The organism is Christiangramia sabulilitoris (assembly GCF_007050985.1).
Classification (GTDB): Bacteria; Bacteroidota; Bacteroidia; order Flavobacteriales; family Flavobacteriaceae; genus Christiangramia; species Christiangramia sabulilitoris.
Genome location: NZ_VHSF01000001.1, coordinates 1,233,555 through 1,254,929 on the forward strand (window position 1 = coordinate 1,233,555; position 21,375 = coordinate 1,254,929).

General features: G+C 38.8%; 18 protein-coding genes. 5 read left to right on the top strand and 13 right to left on the bottom strand.

The annotated features are described in order from the left end of the window. Window positions 1-5: 5 nt before the first annotated feature. Genes rfbD through FGM01_RS05645 form a run of 5 tightly spaced genes read right to left on the bottom strand, consistent with a single transcriptional unit; the run spans window position 6 to window position 5,470 of the window. The gene (rfbD, locus tag FGM01_RS05625) at window positions 6-854 is read right to left on the bottom strand and encodes a dTDP-4-dehydrorhamnose reductase (protein ID WP_143410140.1); all 849 of its coding nucleotides are present in this window, start codon (window positions 852-854) and stop codon (window positions 6-8) included. Beyond that, the gene (gene rfbC, locus FGM01_RS05630) at window positions 851-1,396 is read right to left on the bottom strand and encodes a dTDP-4-dehydrorhamnose 3,5-epimerase (RefSeq protein WP_143410141.1); all 546 of its coding nucleotides are present in this window, start codon (window positions 1,394-1,396) and stop codon (window positions 851-853) included. The genes rfbD and rfbC overlap by 4 nt, the downstream gene beginning before the upstream one ends. 9 nt (window positions 1,397-1,405) lie before the next feature. Then, complete coding sequence (locus FGM01_RS05635) at window positions 1,406-3,094, bottom strand: DUF6909 family protein (RefSeq protein ID WP_143410142.1); 1,689 nt, start codon at window positions 3,092-3,094, stop codon at window positions 1,406-1,408. A gap of 9 nt (window positions 3,095-3,103) precedes the next feature. Next, window positions 3,104-4,597: a GH3 auxin-responsive promoter family protein gene (locus FGM01_RS05640; protein WP_143410143.1), complete on the bottom strand. Its 1,494-nt coding sequence runs from the start codon at window positions 4,595-4,597 to the stop codon at window positions 3,104-3,106. Window positions 4,598-4,600: 3 nt separating this feature from the next. After that, on the bottom strand, window positions 4,601-5,470 hold the full coding sequence (locus FGM01_RS05645; protein ID WP_143410144.1) for a M23 family metallopeptidase: 870 nt from the start codon (window positions 5,468-5,470) through the stop codon (window positions 4,601-4,603). Window positions 5,471-5,626: 156 nt separating this feature from the next. Between FGM01_RS05645 and tatA the strand changes: the two genes are divergently transcribed. Then, window positions 5,627-5,824: a twin-arginine translocase TatA/TatE family subunit gene (gene tatA, locus FGM01_RS05650; RefSeq protein ID WP_143410145.1), complete on the top strand. Its 198-nt coding sequence runs from the start codon at window positions 5,627-5,629 to the stop codon at window positions 5,822-5,824. 53 nt (window positions 5,825-5,877) lie between these two features. Here tatA and FGM01_RS05655 read toward each other — a convergent pair whose 3' ends face one another. Genes FGM01_RS05655 through FGM01_RS05665 form a run of 3 tightly spaced genes read right to left on the bottom strand, consistent with a single transcriptional unit; the run spans window position 5,878 to window position 9,700 of the window. Beyond that, window positions 5,878-6,858 carry a DUF4837 family protein gene (locus tag FGM01_RS05655; RefSeq protein WP_143410146.1) on the bottom strand — a complete coding sequence of 327 codons (981 nt, stop codon included), beginning with the start codon at window positions 6,856-6,858 and terminating at the stop codon, window positions 5,878-5,880. 25 nt (window positions 6,859-6,883) lie between these two features. Further along, on the bottom strand, window positions 6,884-8,467 hold the full coding sequence (locus FGM01_RS05660) for a lytic transglycosylase domain-containing protein (protein WP_143410147.1): 1,584 nt from the start codon (window positions 8,465-8,467) through the stop codon (window positions 6,884-6,886). 48 nt (window positions 8,468-8,515) lie between these two features. Next, a complete protein-coding gene (locus tag FGM01_RS05665) occupies window positions 8,516-9,700 on the bottom strand; it encodes a phosphoglycerate kinase (protein ID WP_143410148.1) in 1,185 nt (394 codons plus the stop codon). Window positions 9,701-9,768: 68 nt separating this feature from the next. Between FGM01_RS05665 and FGM01_RS05670 the strand changes: the two genes are divergently transcribed. Both FGM01_RS05670 and FGM01_RS05675 read left to right on the top strand, forming a co-directional pair. Next, window positions 9,769-10,926, top strand: a complete 1,158-nt coding sequence (locus tag FGM01_RS05670) for a DNA polymerase III subunit (protein ID WP_143410149.1) — start codon at window positions 9,769-9,771, stop codon at window positions 10,924-10,926. Between the two features lie 3 nt (window positions 10,927-10,929). Further along, window positions 10,930-11,325, top strand: a complete 396-nt coding sequence (locus FGM01_RS05675; protein ID WP_143410150.1) for a DoxX family protein — start codon at window positions 10,930-10,932, stop codon at window positions 11,323-11,325. Window positions 11,326-11,401: 76 nt separating this feature from the next. Here the strand turns inward: FGM01_RS05675 and FGM01_RS05680 are convergent, their stop codons facing one another. The 5 genes from FGM01_RS05680 to FGM01_RS05700 all read right to left on the bottom strand — a co-directional run bounded on the left by FGM01_RS05680 (window position 11,402) and on the right by FGM01_RS05700 (window position 18,619). Continuing rightward, window positions 11,402-11,950, bottom strand: a complete 549-nt coding sequence (locus FGM01_RS05680; RefSeq protein WP_143410151.1) for an OmpH/Skp family outer membrane protein — start codon at window positions 11,948-11,950, stop codon at window positions 11,402-11,404. Window positions 11,951-12,162: 212 nt separating this feature from the next. Continuing rightward, window positions 12,163-12,981 carry a class I SAM-dependent methyltransferase gene (locus FGM01_RS05685; protein WP_143410152.1) on the bottom strand — a complete coding sequence of 273 codons (819 nt, stop codon included), beginning with the start codon at window positions 12,979-12,981 and terminating at the stop codon, window positions 12,163-12,165. 88 nt (window positions 12,982-13,069) lie between these two features. Then, complete coding sequence (gene mnmG / locus FGM01_RS05690) at window positions 13,070-14,941, bottom strand: tRNA uridine-5-carboxymethylaminomethyl(34) synthesis enzyme MnmG (protein ID WP_143410153.1); 1,872 nt, start codon at window positions 14,939-14,941, stop codon at window positions 13,070-13,072. A gap of 20 nt (window positions 14,942-14,961) precedes the next feature. Beyond that, the gene (gene ybeY, locus FGM01_RS05695) at window positions 14,962-15,393 is read right to left on the bottom strand and encodes an rRNA maturation RNase YbeY (protein WP_143410154.1); all 432 of its coding nucleotides are present in this window, start codon (window positions 15,391-15,393) and stop codon (window positions 14,962-14,964) included. Further along, on the bottom strand, window positions 15,374-18,619 hold the full coding sequence (locus FGM01_RS05700; protein ID WP_143410155.1) for a DUF4175 family protein: 3,246 nt from the start codon (window positions 18,617-18,619) through the stop codon (window positions 15,374-15,376). Before FGM01_RS05700 ends, ybeY begins: the two co-directional genes overlap by 20 nt. 117 nt (window positions 18,620-18,736) lie before the next feature. On the opposite strand from FGM01_RS05700, the gene gltX reads away from it, so the two are divergent. Together gltX and FGM01_RS05710 are read left to right on the top strand one after the other, a co-directional pair. After that, entirely contained in the window at window positions 18,737-20,254 is a 1,518-nt protein-coding gene (gene gltX, locus FGM01_RS05705; protein ID WP_143410156.1) for a glutamate--tRNA ligase, read from the top strand. A 119-nt stretch (window positions 20,255-20,373) separates the two neighbouring features. Then, the gene (locus FGM01_RS05710) at window positions 20,374-21,336 is read left to right on the top strand and encodes an SPFH domain-containing protein (RefSeq protein WP_143410157.1); all 963 of its coding nucleotides are present in this window, start codon (window positions 20,374-20,376) and stop codon (window positions 21,334-21,336) included. Window positions 21,337-21,375 lie beyond the last annotated feature (39 nt).

Here is a 21,375-nt window from a genome sequence, read left to right on the forward strand (position 1 = left end):
ATTAATCAATTTTCATCAATTAACTGATGCAGACTAATTTTCCAATTTTGAACAGGTCCAAATGTCCTGTTCGTCTTTTTCTTTGAAAGTACACTATATCCAGGTCTTTCTGCCAGGGTTTGATAAAAACCTGTTTTATTCAGGGTTACCCCCTCTTTTTTCCCGGAATAATCCAGGATTTCTTTGGCAAAGTCATACCAGGTCGCCTCCCCTTCATTACTAACATGATAAATACCATATTGCGCTGACCCGCTATTGATAATCTGGAGGATATATTTAGCCAGATCGTTCGCATTCGTAGGAGTTCCAACCTGAGAGGTAGTAATATTTAATTCAGCTTTTTCTTCTGCTTTTTTCAGGATAGTATTATAGAAATTATGCCCGAATTCCGAATACAACCAGGACGTACGAAGGATGAAAAATTCTTTTAATATCTCCTGAATTTTTTCCTCTCCCTTGAGCTTGGATGCACCATATACGTTGATAGGATCCACTTCATCTGTCTCCAGGTAAGCTTCATCTTTTCTGCCATTAAAAACATAATCTGTAGATATATGGATCAATTTGGCTTGAAATTCCCGGCAAAATTCTGCAATATCTGCTGCTGCATCAGCATTTACCCTGAATGCTTTTTCCCGCTCTTTTTCTGCCTGCTCCACATTCGTATATGCCGCGGCGTTAATACAATAATCAATTTTATTGCTTTTAAAAACAGATTCAAGTTGCTCTTTTGAAGTTATGTCCAGTTCCCTGGAAGAACAGAACAGAAAACTAAAGTCTGGATAAAGTTTTGAATGCTTCTGAAGGCATTGTCCTAACTGACCTGTTGCACCGGTGACTAATATAGTTTTCATCCAAATGTTGCCTTTAAGGTTGGCAGTACACTATCTTTTTCTGAAAGGATCATTTTTTCTTCTGGAAAATTCCAATCTATATTAAGATCAGGATCGTTGAAGATAATACCTCCTTCAGAACCGGGTTTATAATAATCATCGCACTTATAAGCGAAAACCGACTTTTCTGAAAGGGTTAAAAATCCATGCCCGAATCCCTTTGGAACATACAATTGATGTAGGTTCTCGTCGTCAAGAATAGTTGAATAAGTCTGCTTATAGGTTGGAGAATCTGGTCTAAGGTCCACTACCACATCCAGGACTTTTCCAAAGATTACTCTAACCAGTTTGGTCTGGGCAAAATCACCCTTTTGATAATGAATACCACGAAGTACTCCATGAGAAGACACTGATTGGTTATCCTGTACAAATTCTGTATCTATTCTCACCAGTTCAGCAAACCGCTCCCGGTGATAGGTTTCCAGAAATATCCCACGCTTATCCTCGAAAATGCGGGGCTTGATCAAATAGCAATCTTTTAAAGGCGTTTCTTCTACCTGCATTCTACCGGTTTAAGAGTTAAAAATTTGATCAAGAATTTTTTCAGTGATTAAATAAGTTGGTTTTACCCCCGAGGTTCCCAAACCACCTGAAGCGAGCGTACTACCGGTTTCCAGCGGATTATCTGAAGCATAGTAAGCATATCTCACCTTAACGTCTTCAGAAATACTTCGCCTTAGTCTTGAGGCCGCCTGTATTGCTTTTTGATAATGCGCTCCTTCCATCTCCAGCCCACATACATTCCAGGTAGATTTGTGAAAGAATCTCAAAATATCCTTATTCTGCAGGGATGTTCCCAGCACAGTGATCATTGCACCATCTACCACTTCAATTCCATGACCTTCAAGATCTGATTTTTTAAGCTGGTTTTCAAAAGGATAATTATCTGCCGTCCCCTCAAAAAGGTGGGCATCAGGAATCATAATATCACCTTTTCCACCAACAAGAATCCCGGCTTTACCCATTATTGAAATAGATTTCACGTTCATCTTGATGTCTTTGCCCTTATTGTTGTATGGTTTTAAGAGTTCATCCATGGTTTCATAGGCCTGCTCTCCAAAGGCATAATCCATCACTATGATCACCGGCTTATCTTCCGGTTTGAGATCTTTGAATTTAGTACCGCTAAATCCATCTTCCAGCTTTGCAGTATCAAAGATCTGTACGTCGATATTGGTGCCGCTCTTATCTGCAATAAAAGACATGCCTTTATCCAGGGCAGCTTTATTTACTTTATTCCGCAGCGAACCATTGCCACTGTCACTAAGTTCTTCGTAAATATCCAGCGCCTTCTTTTTCTTTAATTCAGTTTTAAGGGCATAAGGAGTGTAAAGGGTATTCATCACACTGTGCATATTGGCGCTAATGATATGCAGAGGTCTATCCATTAATCCGTTTTCCAGCAGACAATGCTTGATGTCATTGGCCCAGATCTCTCCATGGATATGATGCCCCAAACGCTCTCGCAAGACCGGGCTAAAAGTTATGATTCGTTTTTCATTCTTCACACCTTCCCTAATTGCCATATTTCCTAAAGACCATACCAGTCTTAAGAAACGATCAGGGTTATCTGGGGTGGAGAATTTTGGATACAATTTAGAGATCTCATGGAAGGTTCTTCCAAGTATGCTCGCTGTATGGGTTAAAGCTACTTCGCGCTGAGCCTGGGTAAGATCACCCTGGTGCTTAACTGCAAATTCCAGTTTTTCCCAATCCCGGTTTACACTTCCGTCTTCATCGATCAAAACTCTTTTCATGATCTTATGAGACTCGATAAACATAAAAGTCAGGTGAGTTAGAATATCATAGATCTCAGATCTACCTCTGGTAATCTCAATATTCATTTGTTCCTCATCAATGCGGTAACAGTTTCTTCTTCTTTTTGGGGGAACAATGGCCTTAAAATGTGAATTTCCATAACCTTCATCGCTGGTAAGGTTAATAAAGCGACATTCCTCAATCCCATGCGGAAGTCTGTCTATAACATATAAAAGGCCTTCCAGTTCTGCTTTATCATTGGCAATTGAACCATAAATCTCCGGTCTTAGAGTTAATAGAGATTCTCTCAAAGTATCTCCGGAAACACCCATAGGTTTATAAAAACCACGGTTAAAAAGGTGTCGCATGGTTATATACATACGTTCTATAGCTCCTGAACTCTCCTGTGCTCTCGTACGTCCCTGTAATTTTAATATCGACATAGTAATTTTTTAAATAATCTCTTTAAGTTGATCTGCTATCTTGCGATCGTTGGATAATCTCGGCAGTTTATTCTGTCCTCCCAGCTTCCCTATGGATTTCATATAATCCTGGAAACCATTGCGCGGGACCTTAGCGATCTTTAATCTCTGCAAAACATGACCTTTGATCAGGTCCTGATAATACGAGTTTTGTCGCTGAAGTGAACTGTCGATTATTTCAGCAAATCTATTTAAATCTTCCGGTTCCTGTTCAAATTCAATAAACCATTCATGGAAGGGCAGCTGTTCTCCTTCGGGATTTATCTGCGGGGCTACCGTAAATTCACTAATTTCTGCCCCTGTTTCGGCAACGGCATCCTGCATAGCCTCTTCTACTTCTTTCGCGATCACATGTTCTCCAAATGCTGAAATAAAATGTTTAATCCTTCCTGAAACAATCACACGGTATGGATTAACCGAGGTAAACTGAATGGTATCCCCGATATTATACGCCCATAATCCAGCGCTGGAAGAAATGATCATCACATAATTTACACCAATCTCAACCTCCCTGAGCAAAAGTCTTTTTGGTTCCTGCTCATAAAATTCATCAGCCTTTATAAACTCATAAAACATCCCGGAATCCAGCTGTAAGAGCATCCCTTTCACGTCCTGCTTGTCCTGAAATGCAAAGAAACCTTCTGAAGCGGGATAAAGTTCTATACTATCCACTTTCCTGCCTATCAGCGTTTCGAATTTGGATCTGTATGGTTCATAATTTACCCCTCCATAAATGAAGAGGTTAAAATTTGGAAATATATCGCCAACCTTTTTCCCGGTCTTATCTATTAGCCGTTCAAAATACATCTGTACCCAGGATGGAATCCCGCTAATGACCGACATATCTTCCTGTACCGTCTCTTCAACAATGGCGTCCACCTTTGTTTCCCAATCTTCTATGCAGTTCGTTTCCCAGCTGGGCATCCTGTTCTTTTGCAGGTAGGCCGGCACATAATGTGCTACGATCCCGGATAATCTACCCAGTTTCACGCCATTCTTTTCTTCCAGTTCCGGGCTGCCCTGTAAAAAAATCATTTTGCCATCCACAAATTTAGATTTTCCCGTATCTGCGATATAACAAAGAATGGCATTCCTCGCAGCATTAATGTGAGTAGGCATAGATTCCCGGGTTAGGGGAATATATTTAGCGCCGCTGGTAGTACCTGAAGTTTTAGCGTAGTACAAAGGTTTACCCGGCCATAGAATATCTTCCTTCCCCGCAACCATAAGATCTACGTAATCCTTCAATTCCTCGTAATCCCTAACCGGAACTTTCTGAACAAATTCCTGATGCGTTTTTATATTACTGAAATCATGGTCTCTTCCAAATTTGGTATCCCTGGCCTTTTTTATAAGCTCATTGAATACTTTATGTTGGGTATCATGAGGATTTTCAGCCCATTTATTAATTTTTTTCCTGATGTGAGAAGCAAATATTTTAGCTGCTAACGATTTTATCGACATATTCTAATTAAAATCAATGTATTCTGAAGGATCCACCGGGTTTCCTTCATTCCATAATTCAAAATGCAGGTGGGGACCGGTAGTGAATTCACCGGTGTTTCCGGCGGTTGCGATCACTTCTCCGGCTCTTACCATATCACCCTGTGTGCGGTTGATAGAAGCATTGTGTTTGTAAACGGATATTAATCCATAACTGTGTTTAATAATGATCACATAGCCGGTATCTGCAGTCCATTCAGCAAAGATCACCCTTCCATCTGCCACAGACTTTACCGGGGCATTACGGGAAGTAACCACATCTACGGCATAATGCTTTTTCTTTATGCTATATGGGTCTGAAATGGAACCTTTAACCGGAGGAAAAAGGGAAAAATTTATATTTTCTGTAGCGGTAGGCAAAATATTGTACTTATCCTCCTGTTCCACTTCTTCTCTAAGCAGCGAATCTGCTTTTATACGATTTATCTCTTCATATTCAGCATCAGTGATAGGTTCGCTCAAAATAGAATCCCGGTTCAATTGATCCAGGTCCAGTTCCCCGGTTAAAGCGTTTTTAATTGAAGAAAGATATTGGTCATTCATCCTGATTACTGTTTGCAGGGAGTCTGAAACATAGGACAGGTTGGCGGCTTTTTCCTTTAATTCTGCAGAAGAATACCCTGGAATATATTCCCGAAGCGGTGTAAAAGCTATAAGAATAGTGGTAATCGCTATTAAAAAGATCGCCGAAAGGCCTACGGTTACAAAAACATTCAGTCGGGTTAATCTAAAAGAAAAGCGTTCTTCAAAGGTATCCTCATTTAGAAGGACCACACGATATTTATGCAGAAGTTTTTTCGTGAACTTCTTTTTTTCCTTTTTATTTTCAGCCATAGCTATAATTAGGTCTACAAAGATAAATTAAAAAAATTCCCTTGATATAGCGCCTTAAAAGTAATTAATCAGGCGGTTCGTCAAAGTCAATTTATTGCCTTCTTAACGTTTAAATTGCTGAATTCTTGTTAAGTTTGTAAAACTAAATAATAAGACATGAACGCAATTATTTTGCCTTTGGCTATAGGAGCTCCACAAATCATCTTAATTGTGGTGGTTATTTTATTGCTCTTTGGAGGTCGTAAAATTCCTGAATTGATGAGAGGATTAGGTAGTGGAATTAAAGAATTTAAGGACGCTTCCAAAGATGATGATAAAGCACCGGACGATAAAATGACCGAGGAAAAAAAGTAAAACTCAAATTTTCATAAAAATAAAAAACCCAACTGAAAAGTTGGGTTTTTTATTTACTCGAATTTCGCCGATTGCAGTATGGCATCGAGTTCAAATATATTGTCCCGCTTTCCTCTTGAAGGAGAAAAGACAAATCCTTCCAGGATCACGAACCTGTTGTTTTCTTCATCCTTTACAGCGTAGTTAACAAACGGGCCAGCCATAAAATCATTTTCTACTTCCCAGGTACCGCGTGTTTCATAAGCGAATTTGCCGTCAATCTCGGTTTCGAACAGGTAAGGTGCATATGCTTTTTCAGTGATCATATAAGAACCTTTAAGACGTCCCGGAACCTTTGCCGCACCTATGGAATCTCTCATTTGAATTATATTGGCTATAACACTGGAATCATTTTCAATCTGGCTTATAGGTACTTCGTAAACCAGGATCTCCATACTCCCTTTAGGGATCTCCTTTCTTATCCATGAGAATTGCTCATCCTCTTTGGCATATCTGTAGGCAGAAGGAAACTTAAGGTTAATCCCAAATTTTTCACTTAAAGCATCATCCTTCTTCAGAGACTTTCGAATTCTTCGCTGTTTTTCGGTTAATTCAGTCTTTTTAAGAAGTTTTACAATAGAATCTGACTTCTCATTGATAACTTCTATCAGGTCTTCAGAATTGCTACCCATAATCACCACACCGGTCTGCGGCCTGGCGAATTCATTCTCAATTAGCTGCATCCCTTTACTGGAATTGTCTTCGATCTTTAAAAAGATACGGCTGTTTCTAACGAAACCGGTAAAGGTTTCAGGAGGAATCTGGCTTAAGCTGAATAATGGTTCTTCCTGCGGCAATCCATCAACAGGGGCTGCAAGGTTGTTCCTGATAGCTTCTCCTACTTCCCCTTCCCAGAGGTCATTTTCAATTACTACGGTTAATTGATTTATGTTACCAGAGCTATCTGACAGGATTCTGTCATCTTTCTCAGATTTCTGGTTATTACAGGAAATTAAAAGGAAAATACTGGCTAGCAGGATAAAACTACGTTTCATTTTTTCGGTTTTGATTGGAAGTCCTTTACCCTTTTGAGATCTTAATTTTCATTCCGGGTTTAAGACTTGAAGTGTTCATATCATTCCAGGACTTCAAATTTTGTACCGTAACGCCCGGGAACTTCTTAGAAATACTCCAAAGTGAGTCTCCACTCTTTACTGTATAGAATCTAGGATTAGAATTTTTACTGCTTTTAGAGGAATTATCAGAAGCTACGCTTACCGGTTTATTAGGGTAAATGGTAAGGTACTGCCCAACTCTAATGTTGTTACTTCGCATATTATTCCATCTCCTTATACTACTTACTCCAACCCCATATTTCCCGGCAATTTTACCCAGGTAATCGCCATTTTTCACCTTATACCTAATACGATCATTAGTTTCAACATATTTAGGCAGCTCCTTTTTTTCTTCTTCTATCTGAGTTTCTGCAAAGTCATAAATAGCAGTTTCGTTTGCTACAAATTTCCCTGTCGCCGGTTTGGGAAGTCTTAAGCTATACCTTTCTTTTTCAACATAAGGGATAATATCAAGTTTATAGGAAGGGTTAAGAAATTGCAGCATTTCTTTTTCTACTCCGGTTACTTTAGAAATTTGATCAAAAGTAAGTAGCTGTTTCACGTGAATGGTATCTGTCTCAAAATAAACCACATCTGGCTTATTTGGCTGGAAATTATGCTCATCTGCATACTCAAATAAATATAAGGTAGCCAGGAAAGCAGGAACATAACCTGCTGTTTCACGTGGAAGATATCTTCTTAATTGCCAGTAATCTGTGGCTCCGCCGCTTCTTCTAATCGCTTTGGAAACATTTCCCGGCCCAGAATTATATGAAGCAAGTACCAGGTCCCAGTCTCCAAAAGCCTTGTAAAGATTAGATAAATACTGCGCTGCCGCCTCGGTAGACCTTTCAGGATCCATACGCTCATCTACATACGAGCTAACATCAAGACCATGCATTTTCCCCGTGGTAAACATAAATTGCCATAAACCGGTTGCACCAACCCTGGACTTGGCCCTGGGATTTAGGGCAGATTCCACGATAGCAAGATATTTTATCTCTAAAGGAATATCATATTTATCAAGTTCCTGCTCGAACATGGGGAAATAATAATTACTCAAAGCCATAAGGCGCTCCATACCCTGCTTATTCCTTTTCAGGTAAGATTTTATAACACTTTCAAGGATAGGATTATATTCTATATTGAACGGGGTTCTTGCATTTAGTTTAGCCAGGCGCGCTTTTAAAGTATCTGTAGGCAATTCCTTATAAACCACATCTTCATAATCCTGTTCCCGGATACTTTTTTGCATGCTCTCATACAAATCTGAATTAGTCAACTCCAGTTTCCACAGGGAATCTATAGTTTTAGCATGCGGCAAATCCTGCAGTTTAACTTTTGCAGAATCGGTGATCACAACAGATAAAGGCAGTTTATCCCTGAATTCTGGATCTGGTTGTGCAAGTTTGATCTCTGTATCATCGCTCTTCTGGAATATCTGAACTCTGAAATTGGCTTTTTCCACCCGTTCTTTGTTCTTTTTTTCCTGGGCCAGGGTAGACATCCCGGCAAGAAGCAATAACATTAAATATTTTCGTTTCAGCATAAATTCATTTTTCAATAACAACGTCTGCGTATCAAACTTCGTACCCGTTTAATTTTTTATTGCCTCAATTCCAGGTAAAGATTTACCTTCCAGCATTTCCAGCATAGCTCCACCACCGGTAGAAACATAACTTACCTTGTCATCGAATCCGAATTTTTTAACAGCTGCTACCGAATCTCCGCCTCCAACCAGGGAAAAAGCCCCGTTTTTAGTAGCTTCAACGATCGCTTCTCCTAACTGAATGGTTCCTTTAGCGAAGGTGTCCATTTCAAAAACACCTAAAGGACCATTCCATAATATGATCCTGGATTTTTTAATTACTTCTGAAAAATTCTCGATAGTCTTTGGACCAACATCAAGTCCCATCCAGCCATCAGGAATATTATCCACACTTTCGGTTTGTGTACTCGCCTGTTCAGAAAAACTATCTGCAATTACAGAATCTACCGGTAGATGAACTTCTACGCCTTTTTCTTTCGCCTTTTTAAGTATTTCCAGGGCCAGTTCCTGCTTGTCATCTTCCACCAGTGAGGTTCCAATGTGCCCTCCCTGGGCCTTGATGAAAGTATAGGTCATACCACCACCAATGATAAGGTGGTCAATTTTATCAAGAATATTCTCTATAACGGTAATCTTAGAAGAAACTTTGGCTCCGCCTAAAACGGCAGTAACCGGTTTTTCATCACTGTTCAGGACCTTGTCCAGACTTTTAATCTCTTTGGCCAGTAAGTATCCAAAACATTTTTCCTCAAAGTATTTCGCCACAATTGTAGTAGATGCGTGAGCTCTGTGAGCCGTTCCAAAAGCATCATTTACATAGATATCACCCAGTTTCGCAAGTTTTTTTGCAAACTCTTCATCACCGGCTGTTTCTTCCTCGTGGAAACGAAGATTTTCCAAAAGCAGGATTTCTCCAGATTCAAGATCGTTAGCAGCATTTTCTACCTCCTCTCCTATACAATCTCCAACAAACTTAACTTCCACTCCAAGTACCTCAGAAACCTTTCCTGTAATATGCTGAAGCGAATATTTGCTTTCCTTTCCTTTTGGTCTTCCCAGATGCGACATTAAAACAACACTTCCCCCATCTTCCAGAATTTTAATAATAGTTGGCCTGGCAGCTTCGATCCTGTTCGCATCGGTAACTTTCATCTCTTCATTTAGCGGAACATTGAAGTCAACCCGGATAAGTGCCCTTTTATTATTAAAATTGTAATCATCTATAGTTTTCATAGTATTGCTTTCTTACAAATATAAATTTTTCCCAATATATTAAAGCGTATATAATTTTATATTTGCCTATGCTTTTTAACGATGTAATTGGTCTTCCACACATAAAAAATCACCTGACGACCACCGCCGACAGAAACCGGATTCCACACGCCCAACTTTTTACCGGGCAGCCGGGAAGCGGGGTTCTGTCTATGGCGATAGCTTATGCACAATATATTCTTTGTAATAATTCTGGAGGAGAAAATGATAATCCGGAGGCTTCCGCCTGTAATTTAAAATTCAGGAACTTTTCTCATCCAGATCTGCATTTTGTCTTCCCCGTTGCTGCCAACGAAAAGATAAAAAAGCACCCTATCTCTTCTCATTTCCTGGAAGAATGGAGAGGCTTTTTAAACAATAATCCTTACGGCAGTTTATATGACTGGTATCAATACGTGGGAATTGAAAAAAAACAGGGTCAGATAAGTGTTTATGAAGCTCAGGACGTAGTAAAATCTCTTTCCTTAAAAGCTTATGAAGGAGGTTTTAAGGTGATGATCATCTGGATGGCTGAAAAAATGAATATCGCGGCCTCAAATAAGTTACTTAAGCTCATAGAAGAGCCTCCGAATAAAACCGTTTTTATCCTGGTGGCAGAAGATGAAGAAAATATCATCCAAACCATCAGGTCCAGGTGCCAGAGCCTGCATTTCCCTCCTTTAAGCGAAACAGATATAGAAGAAGCCCTGATTAAAAGAGAGGATTGCGAACCGGCATTAGCCCGCAAAATAGCCCACCAGGCTAACGGTGACTATACCAAGGCTATACATATCTTTAAAAAGAATGCCGGCTTCGAGCAGTTTGAAGCCTGGTTCATCAGCTGGATAAGAAGTGCTTTTAAAGCAAAAGGAAATAAAGGAACAATATTGGAATTAGTAGCCTGGAGCGAAGAAATAGCCGCGCTGAACCGGGAGACTCAAAAAAGTTTTTTATTGTATTGCCTGGACTTTTTCAGACAATCTCTTTTGCTTAACTATAAAGCAAAAGATCTTGTATACCTGGAGCCTTCCGCTGAAAAATTTAAACTTGAGAAATTTGCACCTTTCGTTCATGGTAATAATATTATGGATATAACCGAAGCGCTTGAAAAAGCGATTTATCATATAGAACGTAACGGAAATGCCAAAATAATCTTGACCGATCTTTCAATTAAACTAACCCGATTTTTACATAAAAAAGCCGCTTAAAAAATGGATAGCATTAGCACAAATTTTACTGAATTACTTATCCTGGTATTCATCCTGATCACCTTTCTACAGTCTGGTATAGACAAAGCCACCGATTGGGGAGGTAATACCGGGTGGTTAAAAGATCATTTTTCCGGAACATTTCTTTCGGGAATGGTTCCCTTAATGGTAGGTATAATACTTATCATAGAAGTTATTACCGGTTTAATGGCAATTTTAGCTATTTGGTGGTTAATTGCTTATGGCGACACCAGCATGACACTATACACCTGTGTACTGGCCTGTGTCACTTTATTGATGCTCCTCTTCGGGCAGCGTGTAGCTAAAGATTATGCCGGCGCATTTACCTTGACCGGTTATTTTATCGTATGCATGTTTGGAGTTTATATCACGAGTTAAACTTCTCATTTTAAAGCATAAAAAAGCTTCAGATCTCTCTGAAGCTTTTTTATTTTGACATTGTTACAGCTCTAGTCTATTCTTCTTCTGTAGTTTCTGCTTCTACAGCTTCGTCTCCACCATACTTTGCATTTAATTCCTTAAGAATATCCTGGGTTATATCAAGACCTTCTTCAGCATACATAATGTTTGCGCTTTCGTTTGAACCGAAAATGTAAGTATAGTTGTTTTCTTTACCGTATTCCTTCACATAATCCTTGATCCTGGTAACGATAGAATCCATTACCGCAGTGCTCTGCTCTCTTAGCATATTGCTCTGCATTTGCTGTTGCTGCTGAAGCATCTGTTGCTTCTGCATTAACTCCTGCTCTTTAGCCTGACGTTGAGCATCAGACATAGAATTCATTTCAGACTGGTAAGCCTGTACTTCCTGTTGAAAATCGCGTGCTACGGAATCCAATTGTTTTCTTACTGAATCTGATTTAGAAGTGAACTCGGCTTCCACATCTTTCATCTCCTTATATTCCTGAATAATTTTTGTGGTATCCACATAAGCCGTTTTTTGCTCGTTACATGAAACCATCATAATTGCAACTGCTGCAACTCCAATAAATCTTCTGATCATAATTTTTTCGTTTTGAATGGCAAATGTATAAAATCATTTTTTCTACAAAAGCCTAATATTAATCTGTTATAATTATTTTTTATACACTCAACCACATCTATAGTATTCCCTTATTAAGAAATAGGGATTTTAAGCGCCTAGAACGCAAAAATATCAATTTCACCTATAATTAGCCCATTTGCAAGCTTAAAAGGCCTTTAAAACCCTTTAAATTAAGAATTAGGTGATTTTTTAAAGAAATAGGTGAGTGACGAGTACTCCCCACTGCTTGCGGCCTTAAAATTAGAAATCCATCCACGGTAAACCGCATTCAACAAACTAAGGGTTGTGTTATTATTTTTTTCACTTAATAGACTTACATAATAAGAATCAAACTTCAATGGTTTTTCATCTATAAGTTGAAAATTGTGTTTGGCTAACTTTTCTTTCAGACCCGTTCTTGAAAAATGCCAGAGGTGACGAGGCACATCCCAGGCAGCCCAATTCTCTTTATAATATTCTGCATCGTAAGATTTAAAATTTGGAACGGCAATGATAAGTACTCCATCATCATTTAAAAGTTCCCGTAATTCATCGATCTTTTTCTCAAGGTCTGGCAAATGCTCCAGAACATGCCAAAGACTTATTACATCAAATTTCTGATCTCTAATTTCTGAAAGATCAGGTCTTAGATTAAGACCTTTTAATATCGCAAGTTCTCTTGCAGTTTGATTAGGCTCTACTCCTTCTACTGTCCATAAGAAGGTTTTCATCTTATTTAGAAATTCTCCGGTTCCGGCGCCTACATCTAAAATTCTTCCCTGCTTGAAATATCGTCTAACCCATTTTGCTTTTTTTGAAAGCATATGTGATTTAACAAATTGATAAACTTTATCCTGAAGGTTATTTTTAGAATCGTTATGGGAAATATAGTTTTCACTCTCGTAATATTCAGAGAGATTTTCAGGAACCGGATAAGTCTTCAGGATCCCATTTTCATATTCAGAAATCTCAAATTTTTCACCGGTAACCAAATGATCTTTACAAATCATATTGGTAGGTTTAGAGTTTCCCGAAAATTGTTTTTTAGTTGCTGTAGCCAAAAATAAAAGCAATATGTTCCACGTGGAACAGTGAAAATTATCTACCCATATAAACCAGTAGTACCGATACATCGTTAGGGCTTACGCCGCTAATTCTTGATGCCTGGGATACGGTAGCAGGTTGTACTTTTTTCAATTTTTCCCTGGCCTCGTAAGACATGGATTTGATCTTAGAATAATCAAAATTATTAGGGATCTTTACGTCTTCTAACCTGTTTAATTTATCAGCATTGTTTTTTTCCTTTTCTATATAGCCGGAATATTTAACCTGTATTTCTGTTTGCTCGATCATTTCCTGATCTAATGAATTTTCAGAAATGAATTCCTCCACTCCACTAAATTGCTTTACATCCTCCATCGTGATCTGTGGCCTGGAAAAAACTTTAAAAACCTTATCACTTTGCTTCATGGGGGAAGATTTACGTTTCTCCAGAACTGGATTTGCTTCTTCCGGCACCACGCTAAGATCTTTCAGGAATTGAACGAATTTAAAAGATTTCTCCTTTTTATCCTCCATTTTTCTCATACGCTCTTCAGAAGCCAAACCAATATTATATGACTTTTCAGTCAACCTGAAATCAGCATTATCCTGTCTCAACAAGGTTCGGTATTCAGCACGGGATGTAAACATTCTGTATGGCTCCTCTGTTCCCTTCGTAATTAAATCGTCGATAAGTACACCTATGTATGCCTCATTACGCTTAAGAATAAATTCATCCTTCTCCTGCACCTTCAAGGCCGCATTTATTCCCGCCATCATTCCCTGGCAGGCTGCTTCCTCATAACCCGTTGTTCCGTTTATCTGCCCAGCAAAATATAATCCTTCCACAAGTTTGGTCTCGAGAGTATGCTTCAATTGTGTTGGCGGAAAATAATCATACTCAATCGCATATCCCGGACGGAAAAATTTCACGTTTTCAAAACCAGCAACAGAGCTTAATGCTTTAAATTGAACATCCTCTGGTAAGGAGGTAGAAAAACCATTTACATACACTTCTACCGTATTCCAGCCTTCCGGTTCTACGAATAATTGATGCCTGTCTTTATCTGCAAACCTATTTATTTTATCCTCAATAGAGGGACAGTACCTTGGACCAATACTTTTAATCCTACCATTAAACATTGGTGACCTATCAAATCCTTCTTTCAGAATTTCATGCACCTCATTAGAGGTATAGGTCATGTGACAGGAGCGTTGTTTTGAAAGCGGTCTGGTTTCGTCTGAATATGAAAACTTCCCGGGAATCTCGTCACCCGGCTGCTCAACCATTTTGGAATAATCCAGAGATCTTCCATCTACCCTTGGTGGGGTTCCGGTCTTCATTCTTCCTGCTTCGAAACCAACTTCAATAAGATCTTTAGTTATTCCTGTTGCGGCTCTTTCTCCTGCTCTACCGCCACCAAATTGTTTATCTCCAATATGGATCAAACCATTGAGAAATGTGCCATTAGTACAGACTACAGATTTACCGAATATCTCCAGACCAAGTGAAGTTCTAACTCCAACAATTTTTTCATTTTTGATAATAAGACCAGCAACCATTTCCTGGTAGAAATCAAGATTCGGTGTTTGCTCCAGTTTTAATCTCCAGTCCTCTGCGAACCTCATCCGGTCACTTTGAACCCGGGGGCTCCACATTGCCGGCCCCTTGGATTTATTCAGCATTTTGAATTGAATAGCGCTGGTATCACTAACAATACCACTATAACCCCCCATAGCATCGATCTCCCTAACGATCTGCCCTTTTGCAATACCACCCATAGCAGGGTTGCAGCTCATTTGAGCAATATTTTGAAGATTCATGGTAATAAGAAGCGTTTTGCTACCCATATTTGCGGCCGCAGCGGCTGCCTCACTTCCGGCGTGCCCAGCCCCGACAACAATAACATCATACTGCTTTTCGAACATAAACTGATCTTTGATTCTAACTATTGTTCCACGTGGAACAATTTAATTTTTTCCTCTTCCATATGTCGCATTGTCTCCTTCTCCCTTTCAGTCTTATCCTTATATCCACAAAAATGCAACACACCGTGTATGATTACACGCTTTAATTCTTCGATAAAATTTACATTGTAATTTGAGGCGTTCTCCTCTACTCTTTCGGTACTAATATAAATATCTCCGTGTAAGGTATTTCCTAAAGAATTATCGAAGCTTATAATATCTGTATAGGTATCATGGTTGAGATATTTTAGATTGATGTCGTGTAAATAATCGTCATCACAGAAAATAAAATTTATATCTCCAATAAATTTATTTTCAGATTCAATCACCTGTTCCACCCAATTGCGAAAATCATTCTCCTCTTCTAAAACAAAGTTATTTTCGCTAAAAAAATTAATCTCTCCCTTTTCCAAAATAGTCCTTTACTTTCTCTCTGTAAATTTGGCGCAAAGGTAAGGTTTGTCTGTTTAAAATTTCAGTAGAATTAAAATATTCTTTAGCCCTATCAATCTGATCTTTAAGCCGGTTCTGGAAGTCTTTTCTATTGGTTTCAGATTTACGTTTATCATCACTTCCCTGTAGTTTGAGTGCTTTCTCATATTTGAGAAGTTCATACTGCAGTTGCTCCATTCTTTTCTGGGTTTCAGGATCAAAACCTTTATCAAGCAATTGCTCTTCTATACGTTTCATTTCTTCAACGGCCCGGTTGCCAGTTTTCATTCCATTCTGTTCCATTAACTGCTCCATCTGCATCCTGAGCATTTGCTGCTCCTTATAAATCTCGTACAATTCCCCGCTTTGGCCTTCACCTTCCCCTTGCGGCATCCCTTCAGGCTGTTCTTTTTCACCCTCAGATTTCCCTTTCATTTTATCATTTAACTGCTGCTGCTCATCAATTATATCCTGCAACTGGAATTCCATATCTCCTTTACCGTTCCCGGGTTGTGGATTGGCCATCATCTGTTGCATGGATCCTAAAATATTATCCAGTAAATTAGCCAGATCATTAGCCCCGGTAACTACATATTGCTGACTGGATGTTCCCTGGGGGATCTGGTTATCTGATAATCTTTCGATAGATTTCTCGATATCGAATTCAATATTGGTAAGTTTATCGGTAATTACTTCATTCACCATAGGATTTCGCATTGCCAGGGTATACAAGCTGTCATCAATATGTCTGAAATTTTCTCTTAGATTACTTTGTTCTTTCAACCTGCCCGCATATTTTGGATTATTCTGTTGTATGACCTTAAAGTCCTTGAGTAACTCTTCCTGCTCAAAAGAAAAGACAATAAGATTGTCCAGAATTTGCCGCAAGGTTTCCGCGTCGGCCTCTAGTTGTTCCTGTTGCTGCATGGAAGAAGATTGCTGCATCTGCTGACTCATCTCCAACATCTTTTTCGCGGCATCCTTTTGTTTTTGCTTTGCGCCCGCTTTGTTTTCCTGTTCAAGATCTTCTTTGGCGTCCTTTTGTTCTTTTTGAATACTCTCCTCTTCTACCTCTTCCCTATTTAAATCCTGAGGTTGTTTTAGCTGCTCATTTTCCTTTTCAAGTTCATCCATTTCCTCCCGGAATTCTTCAAAAGCTTTATTTTGTTGTTCCTGTTCCTCGGGAGAATTCTTTTCATTATCTTCTGCAAGCTTCTCCTGCTCGCTGGCTAGTTTCTCAAGTTCACGGGCTAATTTTTGCTTCTTTTCTTCGATATAGAACCGCTTGGTGAGTTCAAGCAGCTGTTCCAGATTTCTCTGGTTGTTCTTATTTTTTTTAGATAATTCATCAAGCTTTTTCCCCAGATTTTCCTTCTTTATCTTTTCAGCGTATTCTTCAAGCTCCTTAAGTAATTCTTCGTTTTCTTCCAGTCGCTTTTCGTTATTATCTAACCTTTCATTCAATTCCTTTTCCATTGGAGACATTTCTTCATCCTGGTTTTTCTCGAGACTTTTTTTCAGTTTCTCAGAGTAACTCTTCATCATCTCATTCTGCTTCTTTTGCCTTTTGATAAATTCTTCAAGCTTTTTCCTTTCGTTATAATTTAATTCTTCCTTCTCTTTATCGAGATTGGAGATCTCCTTTAACTCCTCCTCACTTTTTTCATATTCATCAATTCTTTCACTAATGTTTTTTATAGCATCATTCTGCTCCTGTAATTTTTCGTCCTTAATCTCTTCCAGGGTTTTTTTCCGGTAAGTAAAAACATCAGACCGGGCAGATTTAGATCCATTTACCGCATCATTATCATAAATTCTGAAAAAATAACTATAGCTCATCCCGGGAGTTAATTCTATGTCGCCGGGAAAACTGAAATGAAATTCATCAAAACTTTCTTTTGAAACCGGAATCTTCAATCTTTCGGGATCGCTCTTCTTCTCTTCAGTATAATAAACCAGTTCAAGCATTTTTAATCCATAGTCATCTGAAACTTCTCCTTTAAAATACTGAATATCAGAGTCTAATGAATCTATTTGTGCAACAACCTCTATTTCAGGATATTGATCCTTGATCACTTTGATAGCATAATCAAGGTTTTCAAAATCTGTAACCAACTGGTTGGAAGCACTAATTTCGTATGGAAGGTTCTTAAGTACTTCTTTGCTGAAATTTGCTGAATTATCCTTTACTGGAAGACTAACTAAAGAATCGGTAGTTTTAAATTTAATCAGATCTGTATTGCGGGTCGTAAAATTCCAATTCACCATGGTACCTTCAGGAATAGTTATGTTACCAGTGCCGGTTATTTTTTCATCCCTGAACCCGGTGTAAGACGGATAATCAAGCACCATTTCAAAATTCAGAAGTTTCGGAACTTTTATGACCCTAAGTGTATAATCTTCCGAAGTCACCTCATTAGATCTTAACCGAAATTTTAAATCTTCAGAGGCTTCAGAAAAAGTATATTCAAAGACTCCAGGTTGGGTCTGCTTCATGAAATTTTCGTTTCCGTCAAGCAGGAGTTGTACATTTTCAGGATTATAATCGCCAACGGTTTTAACCTGGAATTTAAAACTCTCCCCTTCCCTAACCTCTAAATTGTTATTCTGAATGATAAAACTAAAAGGAGCAGGTTTTAAGTAAGCGGTATTATAATTAGTTATCCTTCCAAAACTATTTGTGATCACCTCACTCTTACCGGCTACGATAAGACCTGCAATAATTAGAAAAGGTAAAATAATATACTTCAGGTACCGTTTGTTACCGGAAAAATCCACGGCATTGGAAAAAGGAACCGGGTTAAGTTCTTTAGACCGCTGATCGATACTGGCTATTAAAAGATCTGATTCTTTGCTGGTATGCTTTAACTGTAGAAGGTTTGTAAGTTTATCATTCACCCCAGGAAAATGCCTGCCAATAATTTCTGAAGCCTGAAATTCATCTATACCCTTTTTAATTTTGAATAGCTGAAATAAGGGTATCCCGATAAATTTATAAACCAGGAGAATTTCCACCAGGATGAAAGCCCAGAAAAGAATGCTACGACCGGTAGTAGATAGCCATAGAAAGTGTTCCAGACCAACAATTAAAAGAAAATAAAGCAGGCCGACAGACAGAAATAATATACTCCCCTTTAGTATTAAATTGAGATAATACTTTTTAATGAAAGCCTCCAGTTTTTGCTGCACCATTCCAAAATTCTCCATTTTCCAGCCAATGTTTTCTTAAAAATACAATAAAAATCCTTCTCGGGCCCGATGAGCAACGGCAGGTTTAGGATTGCTTTAATAAGGTTGTATCTTTACCCTCAAAAATTAAATATCATGTCTTCAAAAGTAAGAGTAAGATTTGCTCCAAGCCCAACAGGACCATTACATATTGGAGGGGTAAGAACAGCTTTATATAATTATTTATTTGCTAAAAAGCACGGTGGTGATTTTGTATTAAGGATCGAAGATACAGACCAAAACCGGTATGTTGAAGGAGCTGAAGATTATATCATTGAAGCCCTGAACTGGTGCGGAATTCCTTTTGATGAAGGTCCCGGAAAAGAAAAAGGTTATGGCCCGTACAGGCAGAGTGAACGCAAGGAAAAATATAGAAAGTATGCTGAAGACCTGATTGCTTCGGGTAATGCCTATTATGCATTTGATACTGCAGATGAGTTGGATGCACACCGGAAAGATCATGAAGAAAAAGGCAAAACCTTTATATATAACTGGCATAACAGAGAAAAATTAAAAAATTCCCTTTCTCTTTCTCAGGAGGAAGTTCAGCAGAAACTGGAAGCGGAAGAACCTTATGTGATCCGTTTTAAATCTCCTCAGGATGAAGTACTTCTTTTAAAGGACGTGATTCGCGGGAATATGGAAATAGATACCAATATCCTGGACGATAAAGTACTTTTTAAAAGCGATGGTATGCCTACCTATCACCTGGCAAATATCGTTGACGATCATCTTATGGAAATCACCCATGTTATTCGTGGTGAAGAATGGTTGCCTTCCCTGGCCCTGCACTACATGCTTTACAGAGCATTTGGCTGGGATGCTCCGGAATTTGCCCACCTTCCTCTAATTATGAAACCACAGGGAAAAGGTAAACTAAGTAAAAGAGACGGTGATAAAATGGGCTTTCCGGTATTTCCTTTAGAATGGAAAGATCCTAAATCTGGGGATGTTTCAACTGGTTACCGCGAGGAAGGTTATTTCCCGGAAGCGGTGGTTAATATGCTCGCATTTTTAGGCTGGAACCCGGGTACAGAGGAAGAATTCTTTAAAATTGATGAGCTAACCCGGGCTTTTGAATTGGAAAGGGTACATAAAGGAGGGGCTAAATTTGATCCTGAAAAAACCAAATGGTTTCAGCAGCATTATATGCAGCAAGCAGATAATGATAAGCTTGCTGATGAATTTCAAAAGCTTCTGGAAAAAAAAGAGATCAAGGCAGATAAGGCATATATCAAAGAAGTGGTCGCATTGATCAAAGAAAGGACAGTCTTTGCTGAGGATTTCTGGGATCAGGGATATTTTTTCTTTATACCTCCTACTTCATTTGAGCCAAAAGATTCTAAGAAAGCCTGGAAAGAAGATACCGGAACTTTAATGGCAGAATTAAAACAGTTCTTGAGTACCGAAGAAAATTACGAAGCCGAAAATTTACAGAGCACCGTAAAAGGCTGGATTAAAAGTAAGGAGATAGGTTTTGGGAAGATAATGATGCCATTACGTGTGGCCTTAGTAGGAGCTTTACAGGGACCAGACCTATATAAGATCGCAGAATTCATAGGGAAGGAAGAAACATTATCCAGGATACAAACAGCCATAGATACTATGGACTAGTACTTTAGATATACAATTGGTTAAACCGGCTCTGGATTTTATTCAAAGCCGGTTTTTTTATAGACCAGATATCAGGCAATTGTCTTAAATTGAAGCATTCTTAATTTAATTTTAATCTCATGCTCAATTTAGTATTAATACCCGTTTTAACGGTTATTACCTTATTGGTGGTATTTTCAGGAATATTCATCGTAAAACAACAAACTTCTGCTATAATAGAAAGATTTGGAAAGTTCACCAGTATTAGAAATTCTGGTTTACAGCTTAAAATTCCAATCATAGACCAGGTTGCCGGAAGAATAAACCTTAAAGTTCAGCAACTTGATGTACTGGTAGAAACGAAGACCAAGGATAATGTATTTGTAAAACTTAAAATTTCAGTGCAATTCCAGGTTAGGAAAGATAACGTCTATGACGCCTTCTACAAGCTTGAAAGCCCGCATGACCAGATCACAGCCTATGTTTTCGACGTAGTGCGCGCAGAAGTGCCTAAAATGAAGCTGGATGATGTATTTGAACGCAAAGATGACATAGCTATAGCGGTTAACCGTGAATTAAATGAAGCTATGCAATCATACGGTTATGATATCATTAAAACCCTGGTGACAGATATAGATCCAGATGTTCAGGTTAAAGCTGCCATGAACCGTATAAATGCTGCTGAAAGGGAAAAGGTAGCTGCAGAATATGATGCAGAGGCAGACAGAATCAAGATCGTGGCTAAGGCAAGAGCTGAAGCTGAAAGCAAACGTTTGCAGGGACAGGGTATTGCCGATCAAAGAAGAGAGATCGCCCGCGGACTGGAAGAAAGCGTGGACGTTTTAAATAATGTGGGGATAAATTCGCAGGAAGCCTCTGCCCTTATCGTGGTAACCCAGCATTATGACACTTTACAGGCTATTGGAGAAGAAACCAACAGTAACCTGATTTTATTGCCTAATTCACCGCAGGCAGGGAGCGATATGTTGAATAATATGGTTGCTTCCTTTACAGCATCTAACCAGATAGGTGAGGCTATGAAAGAACAGAACCGGAAACAACGGGGAGATTCCAAAAGAAGATCTGATAACGATGAAGCATAAAAAAAGCCCCGGTTGGGGCTTTTTTTCTTTATACCTATT

Coding starts and splice junctions, on each gene's coding strand:
- FGM01_RS05645 (WP_143410144.1), bottom strand. CDS start 5,470: ATGGCTGAAAATAAAAAGGAAAAAAAGAAGTTCACGAAAAAACTTCTG.
- FGM01_RS05655 (WP_143410146.1), bottom strand. CDS start 6,858: ATGAAACGTAGTTTTATCCTGCTAGCCAGTATTTTCCTTTTAATTTCC.
- FGM01_RS05635 (WP_143410142.1), bottom strand. CDS start 3,094: ATGTCGATATTAAAATTACAGGGACGTACGAGAGCACAGGAGAGTTCA.
- FGM01_RS05710 (WP_143410157.1), top strand. CDS start 20,374: ATGCTCAATTTAGTATTAATACCCGTTTTAACGGTTATTACCTTATTG.
- rfbC (WP_143410141.1), bottom strand. CDS start 1,396: ATGCAGGTAGAAGAAACGCCTTTAAAAGATTGCTATTTGATCAAGCCC.
- FGM01_RS05680 (WP_143410151.1), bottom strand. CDS start 11,950: ATGATCAGAAGATTTATTGGAGTTGCAGCAGTTGCAATTATGATGGTT.
- FGM01_RS05675 (WP_143410150.1), top strand. CDS start 10,930: ATGGATAGCATTAGCACAAATTTTACTGAATTACTTATCCTGGTATTC.
- rfbD (WP_143410140.1), bottom strand. CDS start 854: ATGAAAACTATATTAGTCACCGGTGCAACAGGTCAGTTAGGACAATGC.
- FGM01_RS05665 (WP_143410148.1), bottom strand. CDS start 9,700: ATGAAAACTATAGATGATTACAATTTTAATAATAAAAGGGCACTTATC.
- FGM01_RS05660 (WP_143410147.1), bottom strand. CDS start 8,467: ATGCTGAAACGAAAATATTTAATGTTATTGCTTCTTGCCGGGATGTCT.
- FGM01_RS05670 (WP_143410149.1), top strand. CDS start 9,769: ATGCTTTTTAACGATGTAATTGGTCTTCCACACATAAAAAATCACCTG.
- FGM01_RS05640 (WP_143410143.1), bottom strand. CDS start 4,597: ATGTCGATAAAATCGTTAGCAGCTAAAATATTTGCTTCTCACATCAGG.
- FGM01_RS05685 (WP_143410152.1), bottom strand. CDS start 12,981: ATGATTTGTAAAGATCATTTGGTTACCGGTGAAAAATTTGAGATTTCT.
- tatA (WP_143410145.1), top strand. CDS start 5,627: ATGAACGCAATTATTTTGCCTTTGGCTATAGGAGCTCCACAAATCATC.
- FGM01_RS05700 (WP_143410155.1), bottom strand. CDS start 18,619: ATGGAGAATTTTGGAATGGTGCAGCAAAAACTGGAGGCTTTCATTAAA.
- mnmG (WP_143410153.1), bottom strand. CDS start 14,941: ATGTTCGAAAAGCAGTATGATGTTATTGTTGTCGGGGCTGGGCACGCC.
- gltX (WP_143410156.1), top strand. CDS start 18,737: ATGTCTTCAAAAGTAAGAGTAAGATTTGCTCCAAGCCCAACAGGACCA.